The following is a 24,550-nucleotide window of genomic DNA, read 5'->3' on the forward strand; positions in this document are numbered from 1 at the left end:
CATATTCTAAGTTTAACGGAAATTTTACGATTGGACTATAAACCAAAAGTTAGGGGGGAGTAACTTTTGGTTTGTTATAACGAAAAAAGTCGATTTTACGGGCTATTCAGCACATAAAATCGACTAACTTTTTTCTTTTAGGTCTTTAATATAACTCTTAAACAGCATAATTGCCTTAGATTGGATACCTCTTTTTCTTGAAACTAAATATATATTCTGTGGGATTTTTTCTTTTAACTTTATAACTTTTAAATTTTGTTTCTCAATTGAATTTTCAACATAATCTACTGAAACAACTACATATCCATTCAACTCACACAATCTATGTGCCGTTAGAATATTACCAAATTCATGGACAACATTTGGTGTGAAGCCTTTTTCCAAACACTTATCAACAAAATTGTGCTCTTTCCCTTTTCGGACAGACTTTATTACCAATGGCTCTTCTTTTAGATCCTCGACCATTACTTCATCCTTATTTGCTAACCAGTGGTCTTTAGAAACAACAACAACTGCTTCTCCTTCAGATACTAATTCATGTTCACAGTTTTCAATATCTTCATAGTCAGTAACTAGTCCGACATCAACTTCTTCTTGAAACAACAGATCTAGATTAGATTCATCGGGCAGCTCACTAATTTTAATTTGGATATCTGGATAGTTTGTTGAAAATCCATATAAAAATTCAACAGGTATAACTGCTGTTGAAGAGTATGTTACCACCACATTTAATGTCCCTTTTCGTCCACTAATAATGCTAATCTCTTTTTTTAAATCTTCCATAAGATACACAATATGTTGAGATCTAGCATATAATAATTCACCAGCTTCCGTTGGTTCCATTCCGCGAGGCTTTCTGTCAAATAAATCCGTCTCAAATTCTAACTCTAATTGTTTGATCGTCTTACTTAATCCCTGTGGTGTAATAAATAGTTCCTTTGCTGCGGAATTTATACTATTCATTTGATAAACTTTATTGAAATGTTGTAATGATTCTATATTCATATTTTCACCTTTTAATCAGTCTCTCCACACTTTAAACCTAGTATAGCACTCAGATTATAATTTTTGCAATCTACAATACTATCAGAATCTCCCTTTATACTAGCGTAATTGATGTTCTTTATTAATTGATAGTACTTTGATATAATTCAATCCATACTCTATCTTTGACGAATTAAAAGGTAATAGTTCACTATATGTAACTTTAAGGAGATTTAACATGTATGATTATTTAATTGTTGGTGCCGGTTTATTTGGCTCAGTATTTGCTTATGAAGCAAAAAAAAGAGGTAAGAAGTGTCTAGTTATTGATAAACGAAATCATATTGGTGGTAATGTCTATACAGAACAACTAGAAGGGATCAATGTTCACAAGTATGGTGCGCACATTTTTCACACAAATAACAAAAAAATATGGGAATATGTAAATGAGTTTGCTGCGTTTAATCGCTATACTAATTCACCACTTGCAAACTATCGGGGAGAACTATATAACCTGCCTTTTAATATGAACACATTTAATAAGTTATGGGGAGTTGTTAACCCAGAGGAAGCCAAAGAAAAAATTGAACAGCAAAAAGTCAATACTAGTGCAACCGAACCAAAAAATTTAGAAGAGCAGGCTATTTCATTAGTAGGTACAGATATTTATGAAAAGCTAATAAAAGGCTACACGGAGAAGCAATGGGGAAGGTCAGCAAAAGAGTTACCAGCCTTTATTATCAAACGCTTACCAGTTCGTTTTACATATGACAATAATTATTTTAATGATCGCTATCAGGGAATTCCGATTGGTGGTTATACTGGTATTATTGAAAAAATGTTAGAAGGAATTGATGTAAGATTAAAGATTGACTTTTTTAAAGAACGAGAAGAATTAGAAAGTTTAGCTGACAAAATAGTCTATACAGGTATGATCGATCAATATTATGATTATAAATATGGTGTGTTAGAATATCGAAGTTTACAATTTGAAACGAGTATTTTGGAAGACACAGATAATTATCAAGGTAACGCTGTTGTCAACTATACAGATAAAGAGACACCTTATACACGGATTATTGAGCATAAACACTTTGAATTTGGTACACAGGATAAAACAGTAATCACAAAAGAATATCCTAAGGAATGGAAGGTCGGGGATGAACCATATTACCCAATTAATGATGATAAAAATAATGAAATTTATAAAAAGTACAAGCAGTTAACTGTTAATGAAAAAAACGTAATATTCGGAGGTAGATTAGCAACATATAAATATTACGATATGCATCAAGTTATCGGTTCAGCTTTAGCAACAGTTGACAAGGTATTTGGTTGATAAAATATTATTTAGGTATACTACTTTTATTCTTATAATTATGATTCATTTCGAGTACCCTTAGCTATCAATTAGCGTCCATTTTCACTCAATGCACTGGACACCTTGTGATACACTAAGGGTTTCTTTTGGCTAAATCCTCAACGGAACTCCTTTGTGATATCCGTTTTAGTTCCCTCATTCTTAATTAATTTAAACGAAAAGATTTAAAATCCAACTTTCCCGAGCCTTTATAAGTGAAATACAATGCTTGTTTGCCATTAGCTATAGTCACATTCGTTTGAAAATAGCTGTAATTTGTACTTTTCTTGATTGGAATACTAGCAATAGGTTCTTTATCTAATGAAGTAGATACTAGAATTTCTCCATTACCTGTTGCACGGATCTGTACAGCAATTTCATTCAAATCATTGATCAAGAAATATTTAAATCCAGCAACTGCACCGTCTCTCATATTAGCTATATACTGCGTAGGGTTGTTTTCCCTATTTCTTCCAGTTTGTGTGAAATAAGGATGTTTTCTAAATGTAATATTGCCAAAATACGTACCATACCTACCAGCACCCTCTTTTGACATAAGCTGACAGGCAATACATGCTTCGTATTCGCCTTTACCACTTAAAGGACCATTGTTTAAGCCAGAACATGTCATCTCGACTTGTGGTATAGAGCCATCCTCCTTTATTTCTATAGGTTCCGCAAGTCCTTGTCTAGAATAATGATGCCTGTTTGTTTGCCTATGATGAAAAATATACCATTGTCCTTTTATAGAAACTATACTGCCGTGATTATTCCCAATGTAATTAGTAGCATGTTTATCTTTCAAGAAACCATTTATATACAAGTCGCCGTTACTTATAATCGTTCCACCAAATTCAAACCCAGTCATTGGGCTTTTACTAGTCGCATAACATAACTCATGGCCGTTAATGGAAGAATAAATAAAGTAATACGTGTCGTTTATTTTACGCATGGAACTCGCCTCAAAGAACTCATGACCTTCAAAACTTGTCCCTTCCGCTTCCCCTACTTTAGGAAAGATTAATGTAGATTTACTTAATGCAGTCTTCATATCAGCGGCTAACTCAGTAACATAACCACCTCCAAATGTACGTTTTTTTCCACCTGTTATTATGGCTGGTAAGCCCTTTTCTGGAGCAAAACCAGAATATAAGTAAACTTTTCCATCATCATCAACAAATACACCTGGATCAAATAGAAATGGCTCTGCCTTTTCGCTCGACAAAAGTGTACCATCTGGGTTACTGATATAGCCATAAAACTCAAAGTTACCAGCAGGGGAATCACAGACTGCCACAGCCACTTCACTACTAAATAGAAGCGCATAATATAAGTAATATCGATCATCGTGCCCCTTTGCGACATCAGGAGCATACATGTGTTTCAAACCTAGTTTATTCTTTGGATCTTGTTTCTTCTTATAAATAACTCCTTCATATCTCCAATCACTTAAGTCATCAACTGGAGCCGACCAACAAACATAATCGTTCATACAAAAAAACTTGCCGTTGAAACGGTCATGGGAGCCATATACATATATTCTGTCACCAAATACATAAGGCTCGCCATCAGGAATATATTCATAACTCGGTAAATAAGGATTAACAGCCATTTTCCCCATTTCTTTCAGCCTTCTTTCTGTATGCAAAATCTATTTTTTTAAAGTTTGGTTTCTAATCAAAGCTTAACTAATATTTCACCAAAATGATAGCAACCAAAGAGAAGGGGGGATAAACATAAAGTTGTTAATCAATCCATTGCTATTAAATATTAAAGTCCAATCGATAAAGTGATTTCTTGTTTTTTTACTTCCTAAATATCTACAGAAAAATACATACTTATACCCATATTTCCTTGTTTCCGTTTATTTAAGATTATTTTTATACTGATATGGTGTTACTCCTACAAATCTTTTAAATATCTTTGTAAAGTAACTTTGGTCATAAAAATTTAACAACGTTGAAATTTTCAATAAGGAGTATTCAGTAAACTGTATAAGCGTCTTGGCCTCTTCAATCTTAGTATTAAGAATATAATTTTTCATCGTAGTTCCAACTTCTTTTCTGAAAATTGCAGATAAATAATTAGGATGAACTCCTGAAACATTTGCAAGGATATCTAGGCTGATCTCGTCATAGAGATGATTGAAAATATAGTTCAGACAAAAGTTTACTGGTCTAGAATATTTTTGTTGTTTATTTTTCCTTACTCGCTCTGCAAAATCGCCTAAGGTATGCTCTATGAATAGCTCAACATTTTTGCTTGTATCTATATCTTCTATGTTTTGAATATACAGATCACTCAATGTGTAAGCAACCTCATGATTAATCCCACCTTTCATGGCAGCTCTAGTAGCTAGAGTGATAGCAGATATTCCAAGGTTTTTTAAATGTCTAAGATGACTTTTCTTTGATAGTACCCCTAAATCTCCTTCTTCATCATTTGATCTCCAATACTTAATCACTCCAACTTTATTTCCTTCCACAACACATTGGAGAACTTTCTGCTCATACAATAAGTCATGGTGTAAACGAACATCCTGCCTTCTTTTTGAGACACTATAGTTTGGATCCTCTATTTCTACTATTTTTTTGTTTATTGATCTATTTTTCTCAATTACATCCACAGGATCCAGTCTTCTTTTGTATAACATATAATACAAGTGCAAACTTAGATAGGCTATTTTCATTTTACTCATGTTAGGCAATTCTCTATAATATTTGAAAACGCTTTCTTTTTTATAACTAGGAACCTTTAAGTCCGATACTAGTCCTTCTATCATCTCCTCTATTAATCGAGAGTCAATAATTGGACCTATTAAAATTGCTCCATAATAGCCATGACTGTCTTTTAATGCTACCGATATAAAGTTTTCTAAATAAATAGTTATCCGAAAAATAGGAAATTCACAACTATCATTTTGATCTGTCAATTGATGGAATAGTTCTGTTTTTGATTGAATCAATGGATGTTTGACAAAGTTTGATCCAGATTCAAACTGAATAACTCCTTCTTTATTTAATATAAAAGCAGGCAGATCATAAGATAGACTAAGAATTTCACAGATATATTCTAAATGCTCCTGATTCGGTAACATAGTAGCAGGCTCCTTTATTCATTCTATTCTGACATCTTACATGATAAGTCAATTTCGCTATATAAATCGAGCTTATAAATGTCAGAAAAAATTTTTTATTTAAAACCTAGAACTCTATTTATTCAACATCTTCTGCTCATCGAAAACCTATATTACCTTTGGAACTATCAAGTGTATTTGAACTATGAGCACCTAAATGACATCGGTTACAATAAGATTTATGGCATAGATAAGATCCGTCACCCATAACCTTTTGAGTCTGACTATTAATCTGTTTTACGATCAAGTCTATTCGTAAAACAATCTTCACACTAATCCCATATTTTTTCTACCATATTATAAAAGCCATTCTCATTTAGCGAAAATGATTTAACAGGTGCTGTATTAAGAAAACCCTCTTCTTCTGTGTTCTGACGCGGAAAATCTCCTTGCCAAATATTACAATAATATATCTGCATCCCATTAGGTCTTATTATATCGCCCAGCGGATACTTTTTTTGCTTAATTAAAAATAGTCGTTTATTTTAGTCAGCAGGGAACTGATCCATTTTTAGGAAGTATAACACCTTGTTTTTCTTAGGAAATTGTCTATTTACATCAATAATACTTCACAAAATGAACTTGCCTCATCCTTATTATTATTCAAGAATTGTACATTTTTTATTATTCCAAACCGTAGTCCTCTTCTGCTTGTAAAATAATAATTACTATATTGTACAGAAGCAAATTTCAGCCATCTCTATTAAGATATAAAACCTAATTCGTAACTCACTCATATTCTAACATATTTTTACAAGAAAAAAACACCTGTCCTTTGACTTTTAAGACAGATGTTTTTTTGGCGAGCGGTCTAGGACTTCACTAATTTTAGAATAGGCCTTTTAACATTTCCCCTTTAAACTTTTCACTTAACAGATCCTTTTCCTCAGGAAATTCTTGAGGGTGCTTTTTCTTTAATTCATTAAATTGAGCTTCTCTTCCAGTTTCAATCAAACGTTTACCATAATTTTTTAAGAACCCTTTTGCATGAAATGGTCCACCTTCTTTAATAACTGTCCATAACGGATCTACATCATCGCCTGTTCTAAACATCATTTCATCATGCCATTCCTGCAAATAGTACGCACCTTCCATACATTTGTCTCTGTGCAGTTTTGCAACATTGTTTTCTTCTCGTGGATCTTCTACAAGATTGAATAACATTTCCTTATCAAACAAATGATAACCATCGTGATAAGTCCTCATATATAACCAATCACCAAACCGAACACTACGTTGTGCTACATGAGCACATTGGGATACAACCAAATAATCACGTCCAGATTCTTCACCATTAGTTAAAACAGGCGCAAAACTTCTTCCATCCCATCCTGGTGAAGCAGGAATATCCAATAATTCAGCTAAAGTAACTGGTAAATCAAGATGATAATGTAGACCTTCGTCTACTGTACCTTGCTTCATACCTGGCCACTGAATAACCATAGGAATACGACATGTGCCATCGTCAGCAGTACCATGTTCACCATAGATTCCTAGTTGTCCCATGTTTTCACCATGATCAGCTGAAATTATGATTACAGTATCTTCCATTATACCTTGTTTTTCCATTACTTCAAATAGCTTACCAAGATTCTCATCAATATATTTAATTCCAGTATCATAACCATCGATCATCTTTCTTAAATCATCCATATTTTTTATTTCACCAGGACTACGAGGGAACTTTTCAGATATCTCATTCGTATATGTCATGCCAAAATGATCAATTTCCAATTCATGAACTGAGTGAGGACCAACTCCTTGCTTATGTTTTTCTAATGTCTCTTCGTTTGCCCATTTTGGTAATGGTTCTTCTACAAAAGGATTACCATAACTTTCAGGAGCACGATAAGGTGTATGAGCATCCCAATAGTTAATATATAAGAACCAATCATCCTTTTTACCGTTTTTCTCCAACCATTCTTTAGCAACTGGAGTAACCTGCTCGGCTGACTCCATACCAAATCCACCGGTATTAAAAATCTCATTAAATCCTGCATAGAAATTATATGTTGAATGACGTTCCACGAACGGACTTATCAGAGCCGTATTTAGTCCCGCTCCTAATTTTAAAAATGACGGTAAAGAACTACCTAGTGAAAGTTTCCCAAAAAGTTCTCGTTCAGTTCCTTCTGCTTTCATATCACCTGCAGTACCTCCGTGTCCTACAAGACCATTACGAATACCAAATTGGCCAGACATTAATGCTGTTCTTGAAGGTGCACATGGTGCATCAGATGTATAGTAATTATCAAATCGAACACCTTTATCTGCTATCTTATCGATATTTGGTGAAGTATTACGATTATAACCATAACATCCTAGGTGTTGCGGGCTTACTGAATCCAAGTCTAAAAATAATACTCTCATTTAAAACCTCTCCTTTTTCTATAATAGTATAATTTTGTATCATGCAAATTTTATTGTAACTTAATTCACTATACTTCTGAAAGGATCTTTAGTGAATAAGGAAATAGTAATGTAATAAAGGGAAACTTCAAATATTGAGAAGTTCTTCTTCCCAACTGATTATTAGTTGAACCAATAAAGGTGTTAGCGTCCGATTACTCCCACTTAAATATTTCGTCTTAACTCATATTTTGAAATGGAAGTCCTACGGACCGTTACACTGGGATCAATTAGTTTGTTACTTTATTCAGTATTTATATTTCTTTAGTTATTCTTATTTCTTTCTTCTATCTCTCTTACAATTTGCGGATGAATTTTATCTAATTTATAGAACTGCAATAAAATTAATACCAAACTAAAGCTGATAACTGGGAACCATATAAAGGCGAATTCAATTGCATTCAAAGCAGAAGCTGATTGTTGTGCTAGACTTGGATCATAATTTCCTAAAGCTAACATCCATGCACCCGCAGCTCCACCAATTCCCATTCCGAATTTTGCTGCAAACGTTGAACCTGAGTATAATAGTCCGTTCGCACGTACACCAGATTTCCATTCGCCGTAATCAATGGTATCTGCAATCATCGAGAATAATAAACTTGGAACTAATCCTAAACCTAATCCACCAATTCCAACTCCTATTAATAATAAAGGAACAGATGTGGCAAAAATACTTAAGAAAATAACTAAGGATCCTACAATGGAGAATATAATACCAGTCTGCATCGTCTTTTTACCACCAAGTCTTTTGGTGAACCATGGAATAAGAAGTAATGATACAACAGTTAAATAATTAAGCCCCATCACAATTGGAATAATACTTTCATTACCAAAGTTATACTTTACAAAGTAAATTGTTGATTGGTTACGAATGATAAAAACGAAAAAGAATGCCATTTTTGTAATGAAAATGATTAGCCAAGGAATATTAAAAGCTTTAATTCCTTCTTTGAATGGAACATCCTTTTGAGCTTTATAATATTCACGTTCTCTTGTATTTTTAAATGCATTAATAAACATTGGTATAGCAATCACACCAAACAAAGCCATTGTTAATGCGAAGCCCTTTGATTCATCACCACCGCCAAGTAGAGCAACTAACGGTAACGTAGCAACTGAGACGATAAATCCACCCGCTTGTCCGAAAATCATACGGATAGAAGTTACTTCATGTCTTTCTAATGGATTGTTCGTCATACTTGGTAACATCGCAGATAAAGGGATGTTAATAAATGTATAAATAAGTCCTAATATAATGTATGTTGCATAAGCATACACAATTTTACCACTTCCACTTAAATCTGGAGCAAGAAAAGTTACCACACCCATAACCGCAAACGGCACTGCCAACCATAAAAAATAAGGTCTAAACTTCCCCCATTTAGTATTTGTACGGTCAATGGTATATCCAGCAATTAAGTCGGTACCCGCATCCAGAAATCTTACGATTAAGAATAAAGTACCAACAATTCCAGCACCAACACCAACCACATCCGTGTAGAAATATAATAAATAAGTGGACACCATTACAAAAATTAAATTTGATGCTGTATCAGCCAGCCCATAACTAATTCTTTCTTTCCAAGAAACCTGATCTACTTTATACATTAAGAATACCTCCTCTTAAATTCTCTCTACATTTCAATCAATTTAGCATGCCATAATTATATCCGTTACATATTGAGAAAAATAATTAATCAGAAAGCGCTTACTATTCATTAAAGTTATTATAGTATTTATAACCTGTTGATTTTGGTTATATATTAATATTTTTAGTATTTAATTAAAACTATTTGTTAATTATACGACTTTATTACTCTTCTATATTATATAAACTTCGTAGGGACGAATAATCTTACTAACGAAACTACCATGAGTTAATTTCTTAAAAGCAATCGCTTTTCTTATTTCAAGTCCTAGAATTCTAAATCCATATCATTCACCCAGCGGTAGCCTTGTTTCATATAACTTTTAGCTTGTCTTACCGCGTCATGTCTTCGTTTGTTAGGTCGAAAGCCATAACTCTATTTCGAAAACGTGGGATCATATATGTCGGTGAGAACTTGTGCAATTGCTTGTTGAATGAATCAATCGATCTGTCACCGTAGGAATACCTAATTTCCTCTTCCCACCGTTTGGTTTCGGGATTTCGACACGACGGACTAGTTGCGGATAATAGGAACCTTCTTCAATTTGTTTACGCAGGGTAGACCAGTTTTCCATGATATACGCTCGTAGGTTTTTGTACAGGAATTTCATCTATACCATGACTCCCCTTATTACGTTCTACATGTTCTAAGGCTCATAATAGGTTTTCTCGTGACAAGATTTTCTCCAACATGATATCCAACTCCTACGTGAATTGTCGCTTCTTTTTGTGTGGTAACAGCTTTCAGCCCTTTTAATGTCGTCCCCTACGGGATTCACCGTTTCCTCCATTAGGAATGGTTACTTGTTTCTGCTTCATCAAGTGTTACGTACGCCAAGTGACAATTCTTCCTAAATGATTCAGCCCTTCCTAGATATTCTAGAATTATCTAGTACTATGGCTTCTGCTGACTTCTGATAGTTCAGCGAACAGTGATCTGTTCGGTTACGCAATGCGTTGCGCTATCTATCAGAACCTCCCTAGGTAAGAACGTAATCTTTCCCTCCACCTATCTGCTTCATTTACTCTGTACAACCTTTGCTAGAAAGGACTTTGTTTTGTTTAGCAAACTCATCCAATTGCACCTAGCCTTCTATGAAATTCGTGTTCCTCAGACCGGAGGTTTGCCGCTGCTTCCTTCAGATTCCACGTCACCGTGGACACCCTTGCGTTAAGTTAACTGTTACTTCTACCTTCACAGTTCAGGACTTGCACCCTATAGATTACGCCATGCTGGGCACACTAAAAAAGCAAACAACAATCACTTAATGTGTTTGTGTTTGCTTTTAATATATCTCAATTTGTCTATTCTATCGGTGTCTTTTGTACTTCGTTTAATTTATTAATCATATCCGTTAGGTTATCTTCTGTGAAATTACCACCACTAAAGTTTGCTAAAGCACGTAATGGCAAATACTTCATCATCGCTTCCATCATTGCAGCGATTTCATCTGATTCATCAGGCATATTAAATAATGGATTGTTCTTATTCGCTTCTTTTAGCAATTCTGTCGCAAGTGGAGCTAAATTAGGATCAGCCATTAAATCACCTACTAATGTATTTCTATGCAATTTTTGTACAAGCGATTCCGAGGATGTAACGTTAATCGTATCCGTTAGAACAATCTCTCTAGACGACTTACCTACTAAGATTTCAAATTCACCTGATTCTACATGCCAATCTTGAAGTTCAACATTATAATAGGCGAACGCACGCTTATCTAATGTTATTGTCACTGTCTTTTCTTCACCTGGTTTTAAATCTACTTTTTCAAATCCTTTTAGTTCCTTTTCAGGTCTAACCACTGTGCTTTGTTTATCTTTTACATATAGTTGAACAACTTCTTTACCTGCCATTTGACCTGAGTTTTTAACAGTTACACTAACTGTCATCGTATCTGTATCTTGAATCTCTTTATTATTAATTTTTAGATTATTATATTCAAAGGAAGTATAGCTTAAGCCGTATCCAAATGGAAATAAAGGTTCTATTTTTTTCGTATCATAGTAACGATAACCAATAAAGATACCTTCTTTATATTCCACTTTATCACCTTCACCTGGGAAGTTTAAGTAAGATGGGTTATCACTTACCTTCATTGGGAATGTCTCAGCTAACTTACCACTAGGATTTGCAGTACCATAAATCAGATCCGCAATTGCTCCACCTAAAGCTTGACCTCCTAGATATCCTTCAAGTACTGCTTTCACCTTATTTAACCAAGGCATCTCAACTGGTGCACCATTACTTAGAACAACGATCACATTTGGTTGCACTTTCGATACCTCATCAATCAATTGACGTTGATTTTCTGGAATAAGCAGGTGAGAACGATCATACCCCTCCGACTCATATCGATCTGGTAATCCGATAAATAGTACAGCTGCATCTGATTTAGCTGCTATTTTTTTTGCTTTTGCTATTAATTGATCATCAACATCATCACTATTCAAGTGGTATCCTTGTGAATAAGTAACACTGTTTTGGCTATAAGCAGCCTTTTGCATTTCTTCATATATATTATCAAGTTTTGTAGGGTTAATATGTGAACTGCCTCCACCTTGATATCTTGGTTTTTCAGCTAGCGCACCAATAATTGCTATATTATTATCCTTAGAGAGTGGTAGTACTTGATCTTCATTCTTTAAAAGTACCATTCCTTCACTAGCTATTTGCTTAGCAAGTTGATGGTGTTCTTCTTTATCATAACTTGCATTTTCTTTATGATTATCAGCCGCCATAAAGATAATTCTAAGTAATCTTTCTACGGCGCGATCAAGCTTAACTTCTGAAAGTTTTCCGTTTTTAACAGCTTCTAGTATCTTTTTATCACCCATACCATAACTTGCTGGCATTTCTAGTTCTAAACCTGCTTCAAGACCATCAACACGTTCATTAACTGCACCCCAGTCAGAAACGACAAATCCTTCAAAAGCCCACTCATCTCTTAAAATATCTGTTAATAATGTTTTACTTTCGGCAGCAAACTCACCATTTACTTTATTATAAGAACACATCACCGTCCATGGTTGTGCTTTCTTTACTGCATTTTCAAAACTTGCAAGATATATTTCTCTAAATGTTCGTTCATCAATCACTGCATCTATGGACATACGACGGTGTTCTTGGTTGTTAGCTACAAAGTGTTTCAGAGAAGTACCCACACCCTGGCTTTGAACACCTCTAATATGACTGGCAGCCATTTCAGACGATATATATGGATCCTCTGAAAAATATTCAAAGTTTCGACCACATAATGGAGAACGTTTTATATTAGCTCCTGGCCCTAATAATACACCTACATTTTCTGTTTGTGCTTCCTCCCCTAATGCAATTCCTACTTTCTCAACAAGCTTACGGTCCCATGAACTTGCTAAACCTACTGCAGATGGAAAACAAGTTGCTGGAACACTACTACTTAAGCCTAAATGATCTGCATCTTCGGCTTGTTTACGTAATCCGTGTGGGCCATCCGTTACCATAATTGATGGAACACCAAGTCTTTCAATTCCTTTTAGGTACCAAAAGTCTAAACCAGAACACATACCTACTTTTTCTTCTAAAGTCATTTGATCTATTATTTTATTTACATCTCTTATCATTTCAATTCCTCCAAATATCAGAAAATTTTAAACTCTATAATCTATATTATAGTTTGTTGTATAACTTTTTCGGTAATTTAATATTAATATTAGTATTTTTTTAATATTATCCTATGAAATCACTAAAAGTATTTAAGAACATATTTATCAGGTTACTTTGGAAAATGCTTCTTAAATACTAAACATATATTTAGACCATTTTCATAATATTTTTCAAAACATTATGTGATAAATATCATATACAATCCACTTATCATCTAATAACATAGCTATTATCCTTACCAACTTATTGAAGGAGATGAGAGATGATGGTTTATGGAGAAACATCCATAGTAGAAAATGGATTGACATCTGTAATGTGGAAAACGGTATCAGAGGCTTGTAATCTGGCTTGTGATTATTGTTACTATAGTCAATGTAACGGCATGCCAAAACAAATAAGTAAAATAGATGATAAGGTATTAGAGAAATTTATTATAGAATATATGAATATATCAAACGGTTTTGTAACTTTTATCTGGCAAGGTGGGGAACCATTATTAGCAGGATTAGATTTTTTTAAAAAAGTTGTTCATTTGCAAGCAAAACATGCACCCAATAACACCGTTATTAGTAATTCCATTCAGACAAATGGTACTTTAATAAATAAAGAGTGTGCAGAATTTTTCAAAAGATATAACTTCCTAGTTGGTGTTAGCATAGACGGTCCAGAAGATATAAATGATGCCCGACGTGTTATGGGTTCTGGCAAAGGAAGTTACAAAAGAATCATGCGAGGAATCGAGCACCTAAAAGAAGCAAAAGTAGATTTTAATATTTTGACCGTTCTGCACGAAAATAATATTTCAAGAGCAACGGATCTCATGAATTTTTACCAGGAACATAATTTTCCCTTCGTTCAATTCATTCCTTGTATGGATTTTAAAGCACAAGATATAAATCAACCTGGTATATTTCTAATTACTCATAAGGAATACGGAGATTTTCTCTGTGAAGCCTTTGATGTTTGGTATAATGAGGGTAACCCTGACATATCTATACGCTTCTTTGATAATATGCTATCTGCTTACCTCAATCAACAAGCAGGATTATGTACTCATCGAGAATCATGCCCTAAACATCTTGTATTAGAACAAAATGGCGACGCTTATCCATGTGATTTCTTTATCCACGAGGATTACCGCTTAGGTAACGTTGGGATAGATTCTCTTGATAGTCTTTTAAATAACAAATTGATGGACAAATTCTTGTCACTAAAACCCAATTTACCTAAGCAATGTACATCTTGTGAATTTCTCCACCTATGTCACGGGGGGTGTCCTAGAAACCGAATACGAGATAATAATGAGGTGGATGTTGAATACTTTTGTGAAAGTCATAAGCAAGTATATAAATATGCACATAATAGATTGTTAGAAGTTGCATCCAAGATAAAAAAACAAAGATTAATTGAACTTGTTCAAGCTGGTTATCAATTACCTAAGAGAAACGATTATTGTATTTGCGGAAGTAAAAAAAAATACAAAAAATGTTGTAAACCTTTATTGATACAAAATGTCTAATAAATAATAAATATGCTTCAATAAATAACTTTGTTCCAAATCAGAGTACCATTAGTACACAACTTTAATTTTATACATCTTAGATCTGTTTAGAAATTTCAAAACAGCCTTTTTTATAGCCATAATAAAGTTTCGGAGGTTTTCCTTCTATCAACTTCTATATTTCATTCGTTACATATAGCATTATTGAAACCTCTTATATTTTCGTACGATTTATAATAAAGCTCTATAGCTTCTTGTCGTTCTTCTGTTGATTCAATGATTTCTTATGCTTCTTTTTGATAAGCCATTGTTTCGTTTGTCCATACTTGAATTGGCTCGTGATTATCTGTGTATTGCTGCATTTCTTCTAATCTACCTTATTATCGATATCACTAATAAAACCCATGAAAAGTGCTATATACTGACCTTCTGTTGGCTTTGGCTTTTCGTCATTGGCTTCATAAGTTCTAGCCACCATTTTTTGTTTTTCGATTAAATTGATATCCATTTTCATAATAAACAAGGTTACCTTCTGTTTTTATTATCCCTTTTTCGCGCAACTAATATTTTTTTATAAGTGTTGCTATTTCACGTTCTTGGCTTAATAATTCTATATTGTATTTTTCTTTTTCTTTTTCTTTTTCGTATGCTTCCACATCTAATGCTTCGGGTGATTTTTCACCTCTTTCAATCTCTTCTAACTTTTCGTCATTTCGCACAATTATCTCATCAATTTTGCTCGTTTCGTTCGTGTCATTTGGGGTTACGCTTTCCTTAGTTGACACCACATCTGTATTTACACTCACAATAAATACCAAAGCACTGATCGCTGAAACAAAAAAAATTTCCATTAAAACGATCATGGGAGCCATATACATATATTCTGTCACCAAATACATAAGGCTCTCCATCCGGAATATATTCATACTGGGTAAATATGGATTAAAAGACATTTTACCCATCCTTTTCAACCTTCCTTGCATAACATCTACGTCCTTCAATTAGCGAAGTTTCTAATCTAATCTCACCTAATAATTCATCAAAACAATAGCAACCAAAGTTAGAGGGGGATAAACATATAGTTGGTTCACCTTGCCATAACTTGAATGGATAATAAAGATATATATAAGTAGACTAAGGTGGCGATAACCTACTATTTTTAAAACCGCAAGATAGTATCAAAGTTTTCACGCTTGTAACTCAACACCGATTTAAGAAATCACTTTACACCTGAATCGATTGCCAATCGAGGAGGTGACGTTGTGAGTTTCGCATTTACTCCTAACGGCACACCATAATTAGGTTCACAATGACCGATGTAAAAATTCTCAACTACCGGGAAAGGAGCATCAGCGAAAAAGTCTTCAAGCACTTTCTTAATCTTCACATATTCTTCTGGATCCTCTTGGAAGTTACCAAGAACAACACCTTTTACAGCATCAAAAACAGCTGCCTGTTTAAGGTGTGTAAGCATGACATCAATTCGAAACGCAGGTTCTTGGACCTCCTCAATAAGTAGGATCGCCTCATTTGCATTCACTTGAAAAGGCGTTCCCAATCCATTAGTTATTAGCGTGAGATTCCCTCCAACTAAACGCCCTTCTCCTTTACCATGAGCTAGTGTAATGAGGGGCGATTTGTGAGAATCATAGATTAGAGTTTCTCTAGTGAATAAAGGCAAAAACGAAGATTCTGTCTCAGCTGTTCTTTCTTCGTCATTCAAATCGGATGCCACCATTGGTCCGTGGAATGTAACCAAGTCACTGCATTTTTGAATTGCATTATGTAGATAGGTAATATCACTGTATCCCCAGAATATCTTAGGGTTTTTCTGTATCATTTCATAATCAATCATAGGAGCAATTCTTGCTGATCCAACTCCCCCATTCGCACAAAAAACCCCGTTGATAGCAGGATCACTAAATGCATCATGCAAGTCAGTAAATCTCCTTTTATCTGTAACTGCAAGGTCTTCCTCTACATCAAACACATGTCGTCCAATAACTACATCAAGTTCCATTTTCTCTAAAACACGTATTCCTTGTTCTAGCTTTTCTCTGTCCGGTGCTCCAGCCGGTGCAATAATTGCTACCCGATCACCCTTTTGTAATGCAAATGGTTTAATCATAAACTTTCCTCCCTTTACTTAATACCTCTTGAAATTATGTCAGTAGTCTAATCCAATACCTTTTTAGCGTATTATTTTTTTCATCAATAAAATCTTCATCACTTATTCCACCGTTATTTACTATCACTTTATTCGATGCGATATTAGCAGAATTACAAACTAAAAGGACCTTCTCTAAATTCATATCTTTAGCTTTTTCTAATGCTAACGAAAGGATTTGAGTAGCATAGCCATTTTTTCTTTTTGAGGGTCTAATACCATATCCTATATGACCGCCAGCATTTAATAACGGCTCTGTTAGACGATGGCGAATATTTACGACACCAATCAACTCGTGATGATCTACTAACCAATAAGTAGAACTTTCCGGTATCCAAATTTCGGATGGTTCTATTCCTTTTTCACAGTCAGATAAATAGTTAAGCATCGATTGAAAATCCGCCGGTTCTTTTCTTATTACGAAAGGTATCATTTCTTCTTCGCTTTTCTTCCACTCTTGATAAAAATCATTATATTGCATTTTCAAGTCTATTGTTGGTTGTACTAAAAGCATTTATGAATTAATTCCCCTTTTTTTAAATCATCATCTCACTTCTATTAAACTGCTATCTATTTCTGTAATTGACATATTATCTGTTTTGAATTTTGTCATTTCTTCAAATGGCGTATTTGTTAGATAACATTGCAAACACATAATAACTGCACTATGTGTTACAATCAAAATATTTTCTTCATTACTATCAACTATTTTTCTTAACGTTTTTAAAACACGCATCAACATTTCTTGGTATGACTCTCCTCCTGGTGGTTTGGTGTTTCTTCGATTTTTATACCATTCACTAAATTCTGAAGGATACACTTTTTGTATCTCAGCCCAAGATAAGCCTTCCCATTCTCCGAGATTAATTTCTTCTAAGCCTTTAATCTCAATACATTCAGTCTTAGTAGTGTCACTTAGTATTTTTGCCGTTTTAGTAGCCCTTTTTTGATGACTTGAATAAACCTTTGAAAATGAATAGTCAGTCTCAACTATTTTTTTACTTAATTCTTCTGCTTGTGAAATCCCAGTTGAATTAAGTTCAACATCTTTACTTCCCTGAATCGTACCAACTATATTCCAATCTGTTTGTCCATGTCTAATCAAGTATAGCTTCATTATAGTGCTCCTTTAACATTTCTTTATAAATACACTACCTTATTTAATAAGACTTTAATTTAAAAAATAGCTTCTTACTTCTTTCCAGTTATTCACTCTGTAGTAGCCTGTTTCGTATATATTATAAGGTGAATTAAATAAAATACCTTGACCCTTAAAACGTTTAAAGTGCTTTGGATTATCGTCAATCAGATAATCTGCATCAACAATACTTTTATCACCACAAAACACAAAATGATTCGGATTCAAAAAACTAAAATGTTGTTTTAACCATTCATATTTTGCCGAAAAAGATGTAGGTAATTCCATAGCAGCTGTTACAATAAAAACTTCATAGTATTGGGTTAATTCCTTTAACACTTCTTGACTGTCTTCTATTACACCTAAATCACGAAAAAAATTAGGTTCATTTAATATACTAATAATTTCTTCTTCTAACTGAGGCCGTATTTCAGTTAAGTATTTTCCTCGTAAGTCTTGCATTGAAATTCTCTCATCGTATCTTTTATTAAAAATTTCTAAATGCTTAGACAGAGGATCAGCTAGTACATCATCCATGTCTACTGCTATTCTGTTCACAATAGGAAGCCCCCATAGATTATTTCTCAATTAATTATTAAATCTGAAACACTATTTATATCTTACACAAAAGGAATATATCCCTTTAATATGCAGTCTATAATTATCACCCAATAATCGGTATTTGTTTCTTTGATAATAAATCATCTATTAGCATTTTATGTTCTGTAAATATACATTCTGGTAGTTCATCAAGTGAATAAAATTTATTCTGTAAAGATTCCTCGTTACTTTCAACTAACTCTCCACTATATTTTTTACAAATAAATGATATAAGGACCAGTGATACTTGATCACCATTAGAAAAAGTCTTATCATATTGAGGACCAGAATAAATCCCAAATAACTCAAGTTCTTCTAATAAAAGTCCTGTTTCTTCGTACACTTCCCTTTTGGCTGTACCTTGTACACTCTCTCCTAAATCCATAAATCCACCAGGCAAACCCCATTGTCCATTATCAGAGCGTTTTTGCATTAGCACTCGATTTTCTCTATCAAAAACAAATGCTCCTGAAACAACCATAATCACCTTCTCATTTCCAACCATTGACCTTAAATGTTGTATGTAATCCATTAAATCACTCCCCATATTATATAGTTTGAATTAATACACCTAAAGTTAAAGAATTATACTCAATAGTGAAAAAGCGACTGTTCTATAGTGAACAATCGCCTTATTAGTTGTAAAGATTTACTCAATAGAATTTTTATAATAAATTAAATTATCTGTCCATCTTCCAAATTCAAAAATAAATCCTTTTCTTGTACATTCATATTCCATCCCCACACTCTCTGCTAGATTGAATGAAGCAAAATTGTCTAAATTGATGTGGGCCTCTATCCGATGGAATTTTAAATGGTCAAAAGCAATATTAAGCGCTTCTTTTACTGCTTCTTTACCGTACCCTTTTCTCCAATATTGATTATGGTTTGAGTATCCTATCCTTCCCCATTGGAAATCATCTCTTGCTAAGGTTGAAAAATCTATCATACCTATGTGTGTAGCGTCTTCTTTTCTAAATACACCAAATACGTGAGCAGTATCCGTAAGTGCTAATTCTTGATGTTTATCTACGAGATTATCGAACCATTCCTCTGTACATGCGCTCATATCTATTTTTCCTTTATCATGGCGATATTGCGTCGGATAACGGTTTTCAAATTCATTTAACCAATTTTTATAATCAGATTTCTCTAAAGGTCTTATTACTAATCTCTCTGTTTCTGAGCTTACTTCAAATATTTCTTCTTTCAATTTCAATTTGACATCTCCTCTGCATATACTTTTTCCAAAAACCAAAACCTACTTGTTTATCATGATTTAGTTTATATGCCATAAGACATCACACCTTTCTATATGTAATATAAATACCATACCATTATTCATTAAACATTTAAACTAAACTGTAACTTTTTAGGTGATTATTTTTCGTGAAATTTGGTATTTTATGTTAATATATAGAAGAAAGTGTTTACGATTAACAGTTAGATTTGTTTGTTCGAGAAGGTAAGAAAATAATATTAAATAGTTATATGATTATTTATTCAACAAGATTGGAGGAACACTTAATGGAAGATTGTTTAATTTGCACTAGGATTAAGATGATTAAAAAAGGCACAAATAAATATTTTGTTAAAGAGCTTGAGACAGGATATGTTGTTATTGGTGATCATCAATATTTCAAGGGTTATACACTGTTCCTTTGTAAAGAGCATCGAAGTGAACTACATGAATTAAATAACGACTTTAAAGAAAAGTTTCTTTTAGAAATGAGCAGAGTATCAGAAGCAGTACATAGAGCTTTTAAACCACTAAAATTAAATTATGAGCTTTTAGGTAATAGTGATCCTCATATGCATTGGCACATTTTCACTAGAAGCGAAACAGAGTCAAATCCAACTCACCCCGTTTGGTGGACACCTAGAGATCAAATGTATGCTGAAAATATAAAACCCAATGACAAAGAACTAGAAAGATTAAAATCCGTTTTATTGAGTGAGCTGGATAACCTTGTACTGTGAATGAGATATATTTTACTTAAACTATCTCAATAAACAGTAATTGACCAAAATAGTATAATGGGGGAATTAGATTTGAGAATTTTAATATTAGGTGCAACTGGATTTCTAGGATCAACTTTATTTGGTTTAGCAGAAAGTTTAAATCATACCGTACTAGGCACTTCAAGACATATGAATGAAAAAGCGAATATAACTCAATTGGACATAACAGATGAAGATGCTGTAGAACAAATTATCCAAGAATTTCTTCCAGATGTAGTTGTATGGTCATTATTAAGTATGAACGAAGAAGATGTGCTAATAAAATTTGGCCTATCAAACCTTATTTTGGCAATAAGTTCACAAACAAAACTTATTTTCATTTCTACTGATGGTGTTTTTGCAGGAGGAACAGGGGGATATAAAGAATCTGATAATCCAATTCCAATAGCTGAAGAGGCGCCTTTAGCTACTTACATCAATTCAAAAATATTAGGTGAAAAGAAGGGTCAAAATAACCATCCAAAGTACATGATTATTCGTACAGGTCCTCTTTATGGAAAGGATTTAAATCAAAATATTGAAGAGCGAACCCAAAAAGTAATCAAGGAAGTCGAGGAAAAAGGGTTCTTTCATGCAGCCACAAATATGTATCGAACATTTGTAAACATTGAGGACCTTTCAAAAGTCATATTAGAACTTTCTAATATAGATTTTAACGGAATTTTACATGTAGGACCATTGCAAAAAGAAAGTTACTTTACGTTTTATAAAAGGCGTCTAAGAAGGCTCGGTTATGATGAAGCTGTTATATTCATTTCTATATGCCTCTCCCATCCCAATATCTATGAAATACTACCTCTATTTACAAGACATCTGTAAATCAAAGTCCTTACTTTAAACGTGAAAGGCTCTTTAAAACATTTGTTTTTGTTCAACTAACGCACCCGTTACTTTAAGTGTATCTTTTCACAAACTACTTTAATTCGCTTTCTTATAGTTATAAAATCCATTTATTATAATGAAAAGTGGAATAGTTAGTAAAATTAAACCTGCTATAAAGTTAATAAAAATCGCCAGAAACAAACCTCCTAAAAGGTTAATACCCGATAATGAGAGAAAACTCCAAAAATATTTTTTATTCTTCGCCACCTTAAAAACATAAATGCTAATTATAATTGAACAAATAGCAATTATAATTGGTGCTAAATTCCACCACACTATGCTCCACCTCCCAATTCACTTCTCTAATGTACAACTACTATGCTCACATCTCTTGTTTAACTATTGCATCCGTTACTTTAAGTGTAGTTGTTCACATTTTTTTGTTTATCCCTCTAATTAAGTTTTCTCTTTCATTTTAGAAATCAATTTAAGAGAACCTAATAAATAGAAAAACATAATTAAGAAAGGAAATATTGATGGAAAAATTTCTGCCCCATTCTCTTTGACATTAACAACGTACAAAAATGATATATTGTACTTATCTGCAAGTGCATTCAAAATAATAAAACCTAAATAGAACCCAACAAAAACAATTAAATATATAGAAGAAATTTTAAATTTCAAATTTGAAACTCCTTTCTATTTACTGTTTATGTACACTTGTACATAAACTAGCTTCTTAGCAGAATAGTTAAAGCATATGTAAAATTCCCTCTTGTGCTAAAGCACCCGTTAGTCCAAAATAAAATCTTAGAGTTTGTCCTATAATTACATAATTCAATCGATATAGATGCTTTCCAATTCAAATTTATTTCGATTATTATAAGCCTTTAATAGTACAAAATATGACTCATTTTCTGATAACTCATTCCAAATTTCATTAATGTTGCCAACCCTTGATTCTTCATTTTCAATTATGTTAAAGGTATTGTATTCGGTAAAGTTGGACTTTTTAACTCCAAAGCCTCCTTCTAAAACAACTACATATTGATTATTATCTTCATTTAATTCCCTAATTTCTATTGTTTCGTAATATGTAGTTGAGGCATTATAATTGAAAAAATAAACAAATAGAAAAATCGACAATAGTAATAAAGCCGAAATAACCCTAATTTTACTTTTACTAATTGCTCTGCTTTTTATGTTACCTATCATTCGCTCTCTCCTTACCACCGTCTTCTTCAACTAACCTGCCACGTTAGTTTAAGAACAATCCTTCACAAACTCTATATTTATTTTAACATAAAATAACAATTATCTGCTTAGTTTATAAAAGTTAACAATAGTTTTTATTCTATTGTCCATGTGAATCCTCTTTTCTGTGAAATTCCTTTTGTTTTCACAAAAAACATCTAACGCTTTTATCTTTTGTAACAGTATTTGCAATCAAACGGGTGCCCTTCAAAATCCTTTTATTGTATCTTACACTTCAAGGAATCATTTTTATTTATACATGTATAGGGTTATGATTCGGTCATCCTGTTTTTCCTCATATCTTTGTCAATTATCAACTTGTTATAACTAGATTGATTGACTAAGCACGGGTTAGTACATCAAAAAAGAATTAGTTCCTTTTTATAATCTATGATATATGGATGCTATTCTTCCCCCTACTCCCAGTAATCGTTTTCTGCCATTTTCCCAAACTATCTTTTCAACTTTACCTTATTTGGTTTCAATTTATTTATGCCAGCTCTAAACCCTTGGTCTTCCATTACATAAATAAATAGCTACTACTAAGCTAATTTTCGAATATGCCATTATTTAACGATAAACCTTTTCAAAGTCAGCAAATGTTTTATACACACCATGGTAGAGCAGCAAAGGAAATTATCACCTATTGATTTTTCTGCCCCCTAGGAAGTGAAAATAACGTCTTACAGCGTTGTTTTCAGAATGCTTACCCTATTTAGTCTATTTAAAGCCCTTTGCCCCTTGAAACGATATAGAGTGCCTTGGATGAAGACCATGTTTTGCAATCGTCCGCTAATAACGTAATTATTATTACTAGAACTATATAGAACTTAATATAGTTTTGAATGGTAACTATCTACGATATGATAACAATATACAAAAAAACGAAAAGGATGATGTGACAATGACATACCAAATTAATGTATTCGAAGACGAATACCATTCAGAAGTAGTTGCTAGAGTTAAATACAATGAGGCTCTTGATTATTGGGATGGTCGAAATTGGACAAATGGTGGATTAGGGAGGCATTTAGGAATCACTAAGCTTAAAGACGGCAGGTATGTACTTATATACGGTACACATTGGCAAGGAGAAAAAGACTACGGAATGATTGTCACTTCAGAAGAAGCCTTGAATGAGATTTTAAAATCTAACAATGCTGAACTTTTGGATCAGAAAAAATTTGAGGATTTGAGAACTTTGGCAGAAGCAATGAATAGTGAATACGAAATAGAGTAGATAAACACGAAGGAGAGACTGATCTCCTTTTATTACTAAAATTATAGTTACTTTTTCAAGAGCATTATAGATTTAAGACAAGAACCAGAAGAAAAGACCAGAAATCTTACAGCATTATGATTTGTCTATTGGTAGTAATCACCTATACCACAATATAGAGCAAATCCACAAATGCCTCTTGATTTAGCTTGATACACACTTAAATAATGAGTTTTACGGTCTCACTCGTTCCATAAACAAATATCCAATCACCGCTAGTAGCCGAATCTAGTTATCTTTTGCAGACCTTCTTCTTTTAAAGCTAGAAATGTTGTAAAACCTACAAACATTAGGAGTAATCCATATAATGACGGCCTCCACCCTTTAGTGTAAATTAATTTCCGACATTTACTTTTTACTATTGCTATAATAATTCCCTATTGTTGCTCCCAAACCCCCAACAAAAAAAATAAGTATTGCTTCAACAAAGGAATTAGAAGGTTTAATTATAGCAAAAATTATTACTGCTACAATTCCTACAAAAACGGCAATTAGTAAATCCTTAATTTTAAGTTTCAAATTAAACTGCTCCTTTATTTTCAAATTATTGCTCCGTTATTCCACAAACCTGCTTCGTTAGCATA

Annotated in this window: 24 protein-coding genes and 2 pseudogenes; 5 read left to right on the forward strand and 21 right to left on the reverse strand. The window is 33.3% G+C overall.

What is annotated here, in order from left to right:
• Positions 1-123 precede the first annotated feature (123 nt).
• On the reverse strand, positions 124-1,005 hold the full coding sequence (locus D2K62_RS06780) for a LysR family transcriptional regulator (RefSeq protein ID WP_112179873.1): 882 nt from the start codon (positions 1,003-1,005) through the stop codon (positions 124-126).
• A 217-nt stretch (positions 1,006-1,222) separates the two neighbouring features.
• Between D2K62_RS06780 and glf the strand changes: the two genes are divergently transcribed.
• Positions 1,223-2,323 (forward strand): UDP-galactopyranose mutase, encoded by a 1,101-nt coding sequence (gene glf / locus D2K62_RS06785; protein WP_112179872.1) that lies wholly within the window; start codon positions 1,223-1,225, stop codon positions 2,321-2,323.
• A 187-nt stretch (positions 2,324-2,510) separates the two neighbouring features.
• On the opposite strand, the gene D2K62_RS06790 is transcribed toward glf, so the two are convergent.
• The 7 genes and pseudogenes from D2K62_RS06790 to D2K62_RS06825 all read right to left on the reverse strand — a co-directional run bounded on the left by D2K62_RS06790 (position 2,511) and on the right by D2K62_RS06825 (position 13,140).
• Positions 2,511-3,965 (reverse strand): family 43 glycosylhydrolase, encoded by a 1,455-nt coding sequence (locus D2K62_RS06790; protein WP_117161133.1) that lies wholly within the window; start codon positions 3,963-3,965, stop codon positions 2,511-2,513.
• Positions 3,966-4,208: 243 nt separating this feature from the next.
• Positions 4,209-5,441, reverse strand: a complete 1,233-nt coding sequence (locus D2K62_RS06795) for a helix-turn-helix transcriptional regulator (RefSeq protein WP_112179870.1) — start codon at positions 5,439-5,441, stop codon at positions 4,209-4,211.
• 311 nt (positions 5,442-5,752) lie between these two features.
• Positions 5,753-5,947, reverse strand: coding sequence for an SUMF1/EgtB/PvdO family nonheme iron enzyme (locus tag D2K62_RS19410; RefSeq protein WP_369974638.1), 195 nt, complete (start codon positions 5,945-5,947; stop codon positions 5,753-5,755).
• A gap of 361 nt (positions 5,948-6,308) precedes the next feature.
• On the reverse strand, positions 6,309-7,850 hold the full coding sequence (locus D2K62_RS06805) for a sulfatase family protein (RefSeq protein WP_112179868.1): 1,542 nt from the start codon (positions 7,848-7,850) through the stop codon (positions 6,309-6,311).
• Between the two features lie 303 nt (positions 7,851-8,153).
• Positions 8,154-9,497 carry a glycoside-pentoside-hexuronide (GPH):cation symporter gene (locus tag D2K62_RS06810; RefSeq protein WP_117149054.1) on the reverse strand — a complete coding sequence of 448 codons (1,344 nt, stop codon included), beginning with the start codon at positions 9,495-9,497 and terminating at the stop codon, positions 8,154-8,156.
• A gap of 314 nt (positions 9,498-9,811) precedes the next feature.
• A pseudogene (locus tag D2K62_RS18900) lies at positions 9,812-10,233 on the reverse strand (group II intron reverse transcriptase/maturase); the annotation flags it as partial.
• Between the two features lie 609 nt (positions 10,234-10,842).
• Positions 10,843-13,140: a beta-glucosidase gene (locus tag D2K62_RS06825; protein ID WP_117161134.1), complete on the reverse strand. Its 2,298-nt coding sequence runs from the start codon at positions 13,138-13,140 to the stop codon at positions 10,843-10,845.
• Between the two features lie 305 nt (positions 13,141-13,445).
• Between D2K62_RS06825 and D2K62_RS06830 the strand changes: the two genes are divergently transcribed.
• Entirely contained in the window at positions 13,446-14,702 is a 1,257-nt protein-coding gene (locus D2K62_RS06830; RefSeq protein ID WP_232827976.1) for an anaerobic sulfatase maturase, read from the forward strand.
• A 349-nt stretch (positions 14,703-15,051) separates the two neighbouring features.
• On the opposite strand, the gene D2K62_RS18705 is transcribed toward D2K62_RS06830, so the two are convergent.
• The 9 genes and pseudogenes from D2K62_RS18705 to D2K62_RS06870 form a co-directional block, all read right to left on the reverse strand.
• Entirely contained in the window at positions 15,052-15,198 is a 147-nt protein-coding gene (locus D2K62_RS18705; protein ID WP_157967847.1) for a hypothetical protein, read from the reverse strand.
• A gap of 46 nt (positions 15,199-15,244) precedes the next feature.
• On the reverse strand, positions 15,245-15,490 hold the full coding sequence (locus tag D2K62_RS19415; protein WP_369974635.1) for a hypothetical protein: 246 nt from the start codon (positions 15,488-15,490) through the stop codon (positions 15,245-15,247).
• A 19-nt stretch (positions 15,491-15,509) separates the two neighbouring features.
• Positions 15,510-15,646, reverse strand: a pseudogene (locus D2K62_RS19420) (family 43 glycosylhydrolase); the annotation flags it as partial.
• A gap of 257 nt (positions 15,647-15,903) precedes the next feature.
• A complete protein-coding gene (locus D2K62_RS06845) occupies positions 15,904-16,812 on the reverse strand; it encodes a S66 peptidase family protein (RefSeq protein WP_112179864.1) in 909 nt (302 codons plus the stop codon).
• 34 nt (positions 16,813-16,846) lie between these two features.
• Positions 16,847-17,365, reverse strand: a complete 519-nt coding sequence (locus D2K62_RS06850; RefSeq protein WP_117149052.1) for a GNAT family N-acetyltransferase — start codon at positions 17,363-17,365, stop codon at positions 16,847-16,849.
• A gap of 30 nt (positions 17,366-17,395) precedes the next feature.
• Positions 17,396-17,968 (reverse strand): alpha-ribazole phosphatase, encoded by a 573-nt coding sequence (gene cobC / locus D2K62_RS06855; RefSeq protein ID WP_112179862.1) that lies wholly within the window; start codon positions 17,966-17,968, stop codon positions 17,396-17,398.
• Between the two features lie 54 nt (positions 17,969-18,022).
• Positions 18,023-18,526, reverse strand: a complete 504-nt coding sequence (locus D2K62_RS06860; RefSeq protein ID WP_162632687.1) for a 5' nucleotidase, NT5C type — start codon at positions 18,524-18,526, stop codon at positions 18,023-18,025.
• Positions 18,527-18,653: 127 nt separating this feature from the next.
• Positions 18,654-19,121 carry an NUDIX hydrolase gene (locus D2K62_RS06865; protein ID WP_112179860.1) on the reverse strand — a complete coding sequence of 156 codons (468 nt, stop codon included), beginning with the start codon at positions 19,119-19,121 and terminating at the stop codon, positions 18,654-18,656.
• A gap of 117 nt (positions 19,122-19,238) precedes the next feature.
• Positions 19,239-19,808, reverse strand: a complete 570-nt coding sequence (locus D2K62_RS06870) for a GNAT family N-acetyltransferase (protein ID WP_198663140.1) — start codon at positions 19,806-19,808, stop codon at positions 19,239-19,241.
• A 308-nt stretch (positions 19,809-20,116) separates the two neighbouring features.
• On the opposite strand from D2K62_RS06870, the gene D2K62_RS06875 reads away from it, so the two are divergent.
• Positions 20,117-20,569, forward strand: a complete 453-nt coding sequence (locus D2K62_RS06875) for an HIT family protein (RefSeq protein WP_112179859.1) — start codon at positions 20,117-20,119, stop codon at positions 20,567-20,569.
• A gap of 72 nt (positions 20,570-20,641) precedes the next feature.
• Positions 20,642-21,430, forward strand: a complete 789-nt coding sequence (locus tag D2K62_RS06880) for a sugar nucleotide-binding protein (protein WP_157967848.1) — start codon at positions 20,642-20,644, stop codon at positions 21,428-21,430.
• Between the two features lie 99 nt (positions 21,431-21,529).
• On the opposite strand, the gene D2K62_RS06885 is transcribed toward D2K62_RS06880, so the two are convergent.
• From D2K62_RS06885 to D2K62_RS06895, 3 genes are all read right to left on the reverse strand, one after another.
• Positions 21,530-21,769, reverse strand: coding sequence for a hypothetical protein (locus D2K62_RS06885; protein WP_117161136.1), 240 nt, complete (start codon positions 21,767-21,769; stop codon positions 21,530-21,532).
• A 120-nt stretch (positions 21,770-21,889) separates the two neighbouring features.
• Positions 21,890-22,117 (reverse strand): hypothetical protein, encoded by a 228-nt coding sequence (locus tag D2K62_RS06890; protein WP_117161137.1) that lies wholly within the window; start codon positions 22,115-22,117, stop codon positions 21,890-21,892.
• A 153-nt stretch (positions 22,118-22,270) separates the two neighbouring features.
• Positions 22,271-22,648: a hypothetical protein gene (locus D2K62_RS06895; RefSeq protein WP_117161138.1), complete on the reverse strand. Its 378-nt coding sequence runs from the start codon at positions 22,646-22,648 to the stop codon at positions 22,271-22,273.
• A gap of 943 nt (positions 22,649-23,591) precedes the next feature.
• Here D2K62_RS06895 and D2K62_RS06900 point away from each other — a divergent pair.
• Positions 23,592-23,927, forward strand: a complete 336-nt coding sequence (locus D2K62_RS06900; protein WP_117161139.1) for a hypothetical protein — start codon at positions 23,592-23,594, stop codon at positions 23,925-23,927.
• Positions 23,928-24,314: 387 nt separating this feature from the next.
• On the opposite strand, the gene D2K62_RS18710 is transcribed toward D2K62_RS06900, so the two are convergent.
• Entirely contained in the window at positions 24,315-24,485 is a 171-nt protein-coding gene (locus D2K62_RS18710; protein ID WP_157967849.1) for a hypothetical protein, read from the reverse strand.
• Positions 24,486-24,550: the final 65 nt, after the last annotated feature.

The sequence above is a fragment of the Paraliobacillus sp. X-1268 genome, from assembly GCF_003426095.1.
Taxonomy (GTDB): Bacteria; Bacillota; Bacilli; order Bacillales; family Amphibacillaceae; genus Paraliobacillus_A; species Paraliobacillus_A zengyii.

What these genes read in the sequence shown, in the direction of transcription:
- D2K62_RS06780 (WP_112179873.1), bottom strand. Translation starts at nt 1,005, where the DNA reads ATGAATATAGAATCATTACAACATTTCAATAAAGTTTATCAAATGAAT.
- glf (WP_112179872.1), top strand. Translation starts at nt 1,223, where the DNA reads ATGTATGATTATTTAATTGTTGGTGCCGGTTTATTTGGCTCAGTATTT.
- D2K62_RS06790 (WP_117161133.1), bottom strand. Translation starts at nt 3,965, where the DNA reads ATGGGGAAAATGGCTGTTAATCCTTATTTACCGAGTTATGAATATATT.
- D2K62_RS06795 (WP_112179870.1), bottom strand. Translation starts at nt 5,441, where the DNA reads ATGTTACCGAATCAGGAGCATTTAGAATATATCTGTGAAATTCTTAGT.
- D2K62_RS06805 (WP_112179868.1), bottom strand. Translation starts at nt 7,850, where the DNA reads ATGAGAGTATTATTTTTAGACTTGGATTCAGTAAGCCCGCAACACCTA.
- D2K62_RS06810 (WP_117149054.1), bottom strand. Translation starts at nt 9,497, where the DNA reads ATGTATAAAGTAGATCAGGTTTCTTGGAAAGAAAGAATTAGTTATGGG.
- D2K62_RS06825 (WP_117161134.1), bottom strand. Translation starts at nt 13,140, where the DNA reads ATGATAAGAGATGTAAATAAAATAATAGATCAAATGACTTTAGAAGAA.
- D2K62_RS06830 (WP_232827976.1), top strand. Translation starts at nt 13,446, where the DNA reads ATGATGGTTTATGGAGAAACATCCATAGTAGAAAATGGATTGACATCT.
- D2K62_RS18705 (WP_157967847.1), bottom strand. Translation starts at nt 15,198, where the DNA reads ATGAAAATGGATATCAATTTAATCGAAAAACAAAAAATGGTGGCTAGA.
- D2K62_RS06845 (WP_112179864.1), bottom strand. Translation starts at nt 16,812, where the DNA reads ATGATTAAACCATTTGCATTACAAAAGGGTGATCGGGTAGCAATTATT.
- D2K62_RS06850 (WP_117149052.1), bottom strand. Translation starts at nt 17,365, where the DNA reads ATGCTTTTAGTACAACCAACAATAGACTTGAAAATGCAATATAATGAT.
- cobC (WP_112179862.1), bottom strand. Translation starts at nt 17,968, where the DNA reads ATGAAGCTATACTTGATTAGACATGGACAAACAGATTGGAATATAGTT.
- D2K62_RS06860 (WP_162632687.1), bottom strand. Translation starts at nt 18,526, where the DNA reads ATGGATGATGTACTAGCTGATCCTCTGTCTAAGCATTTAGAAATTTTT.
- D2K62_RS06865 (WP_112179860.1), bottom strand. Translation starts at nt 19,121, where the DNA reads ATGGATTACATACAACATTTAAGGTCAATGGTTGGAAATGAGAAGGTG.
- D2K62_RS06875 (WP_112179859.1), top strand. Translation starts at nt 20,117, where the DNA reads ATGGAAGATTGTTTAATTTGCACTAGGATTAAGATGATTAAAAAAGGC.
- D2K62_RS06895 (WP_117161138.1), bottom strand. Translation starts at nt 22,648, where the DNA reads ATGATAGGTAACATAAAAAGCAGAGCAATTAGTAAAAGTAAAATTAGG.
- D2K62_RS06900 (WP_117161139.1), top strand. Translation starts at nt 23,592, where the DNA reads ATGACATACCAAATTAATGTATTCGAAGACGAATACCATTCAGAAGTA.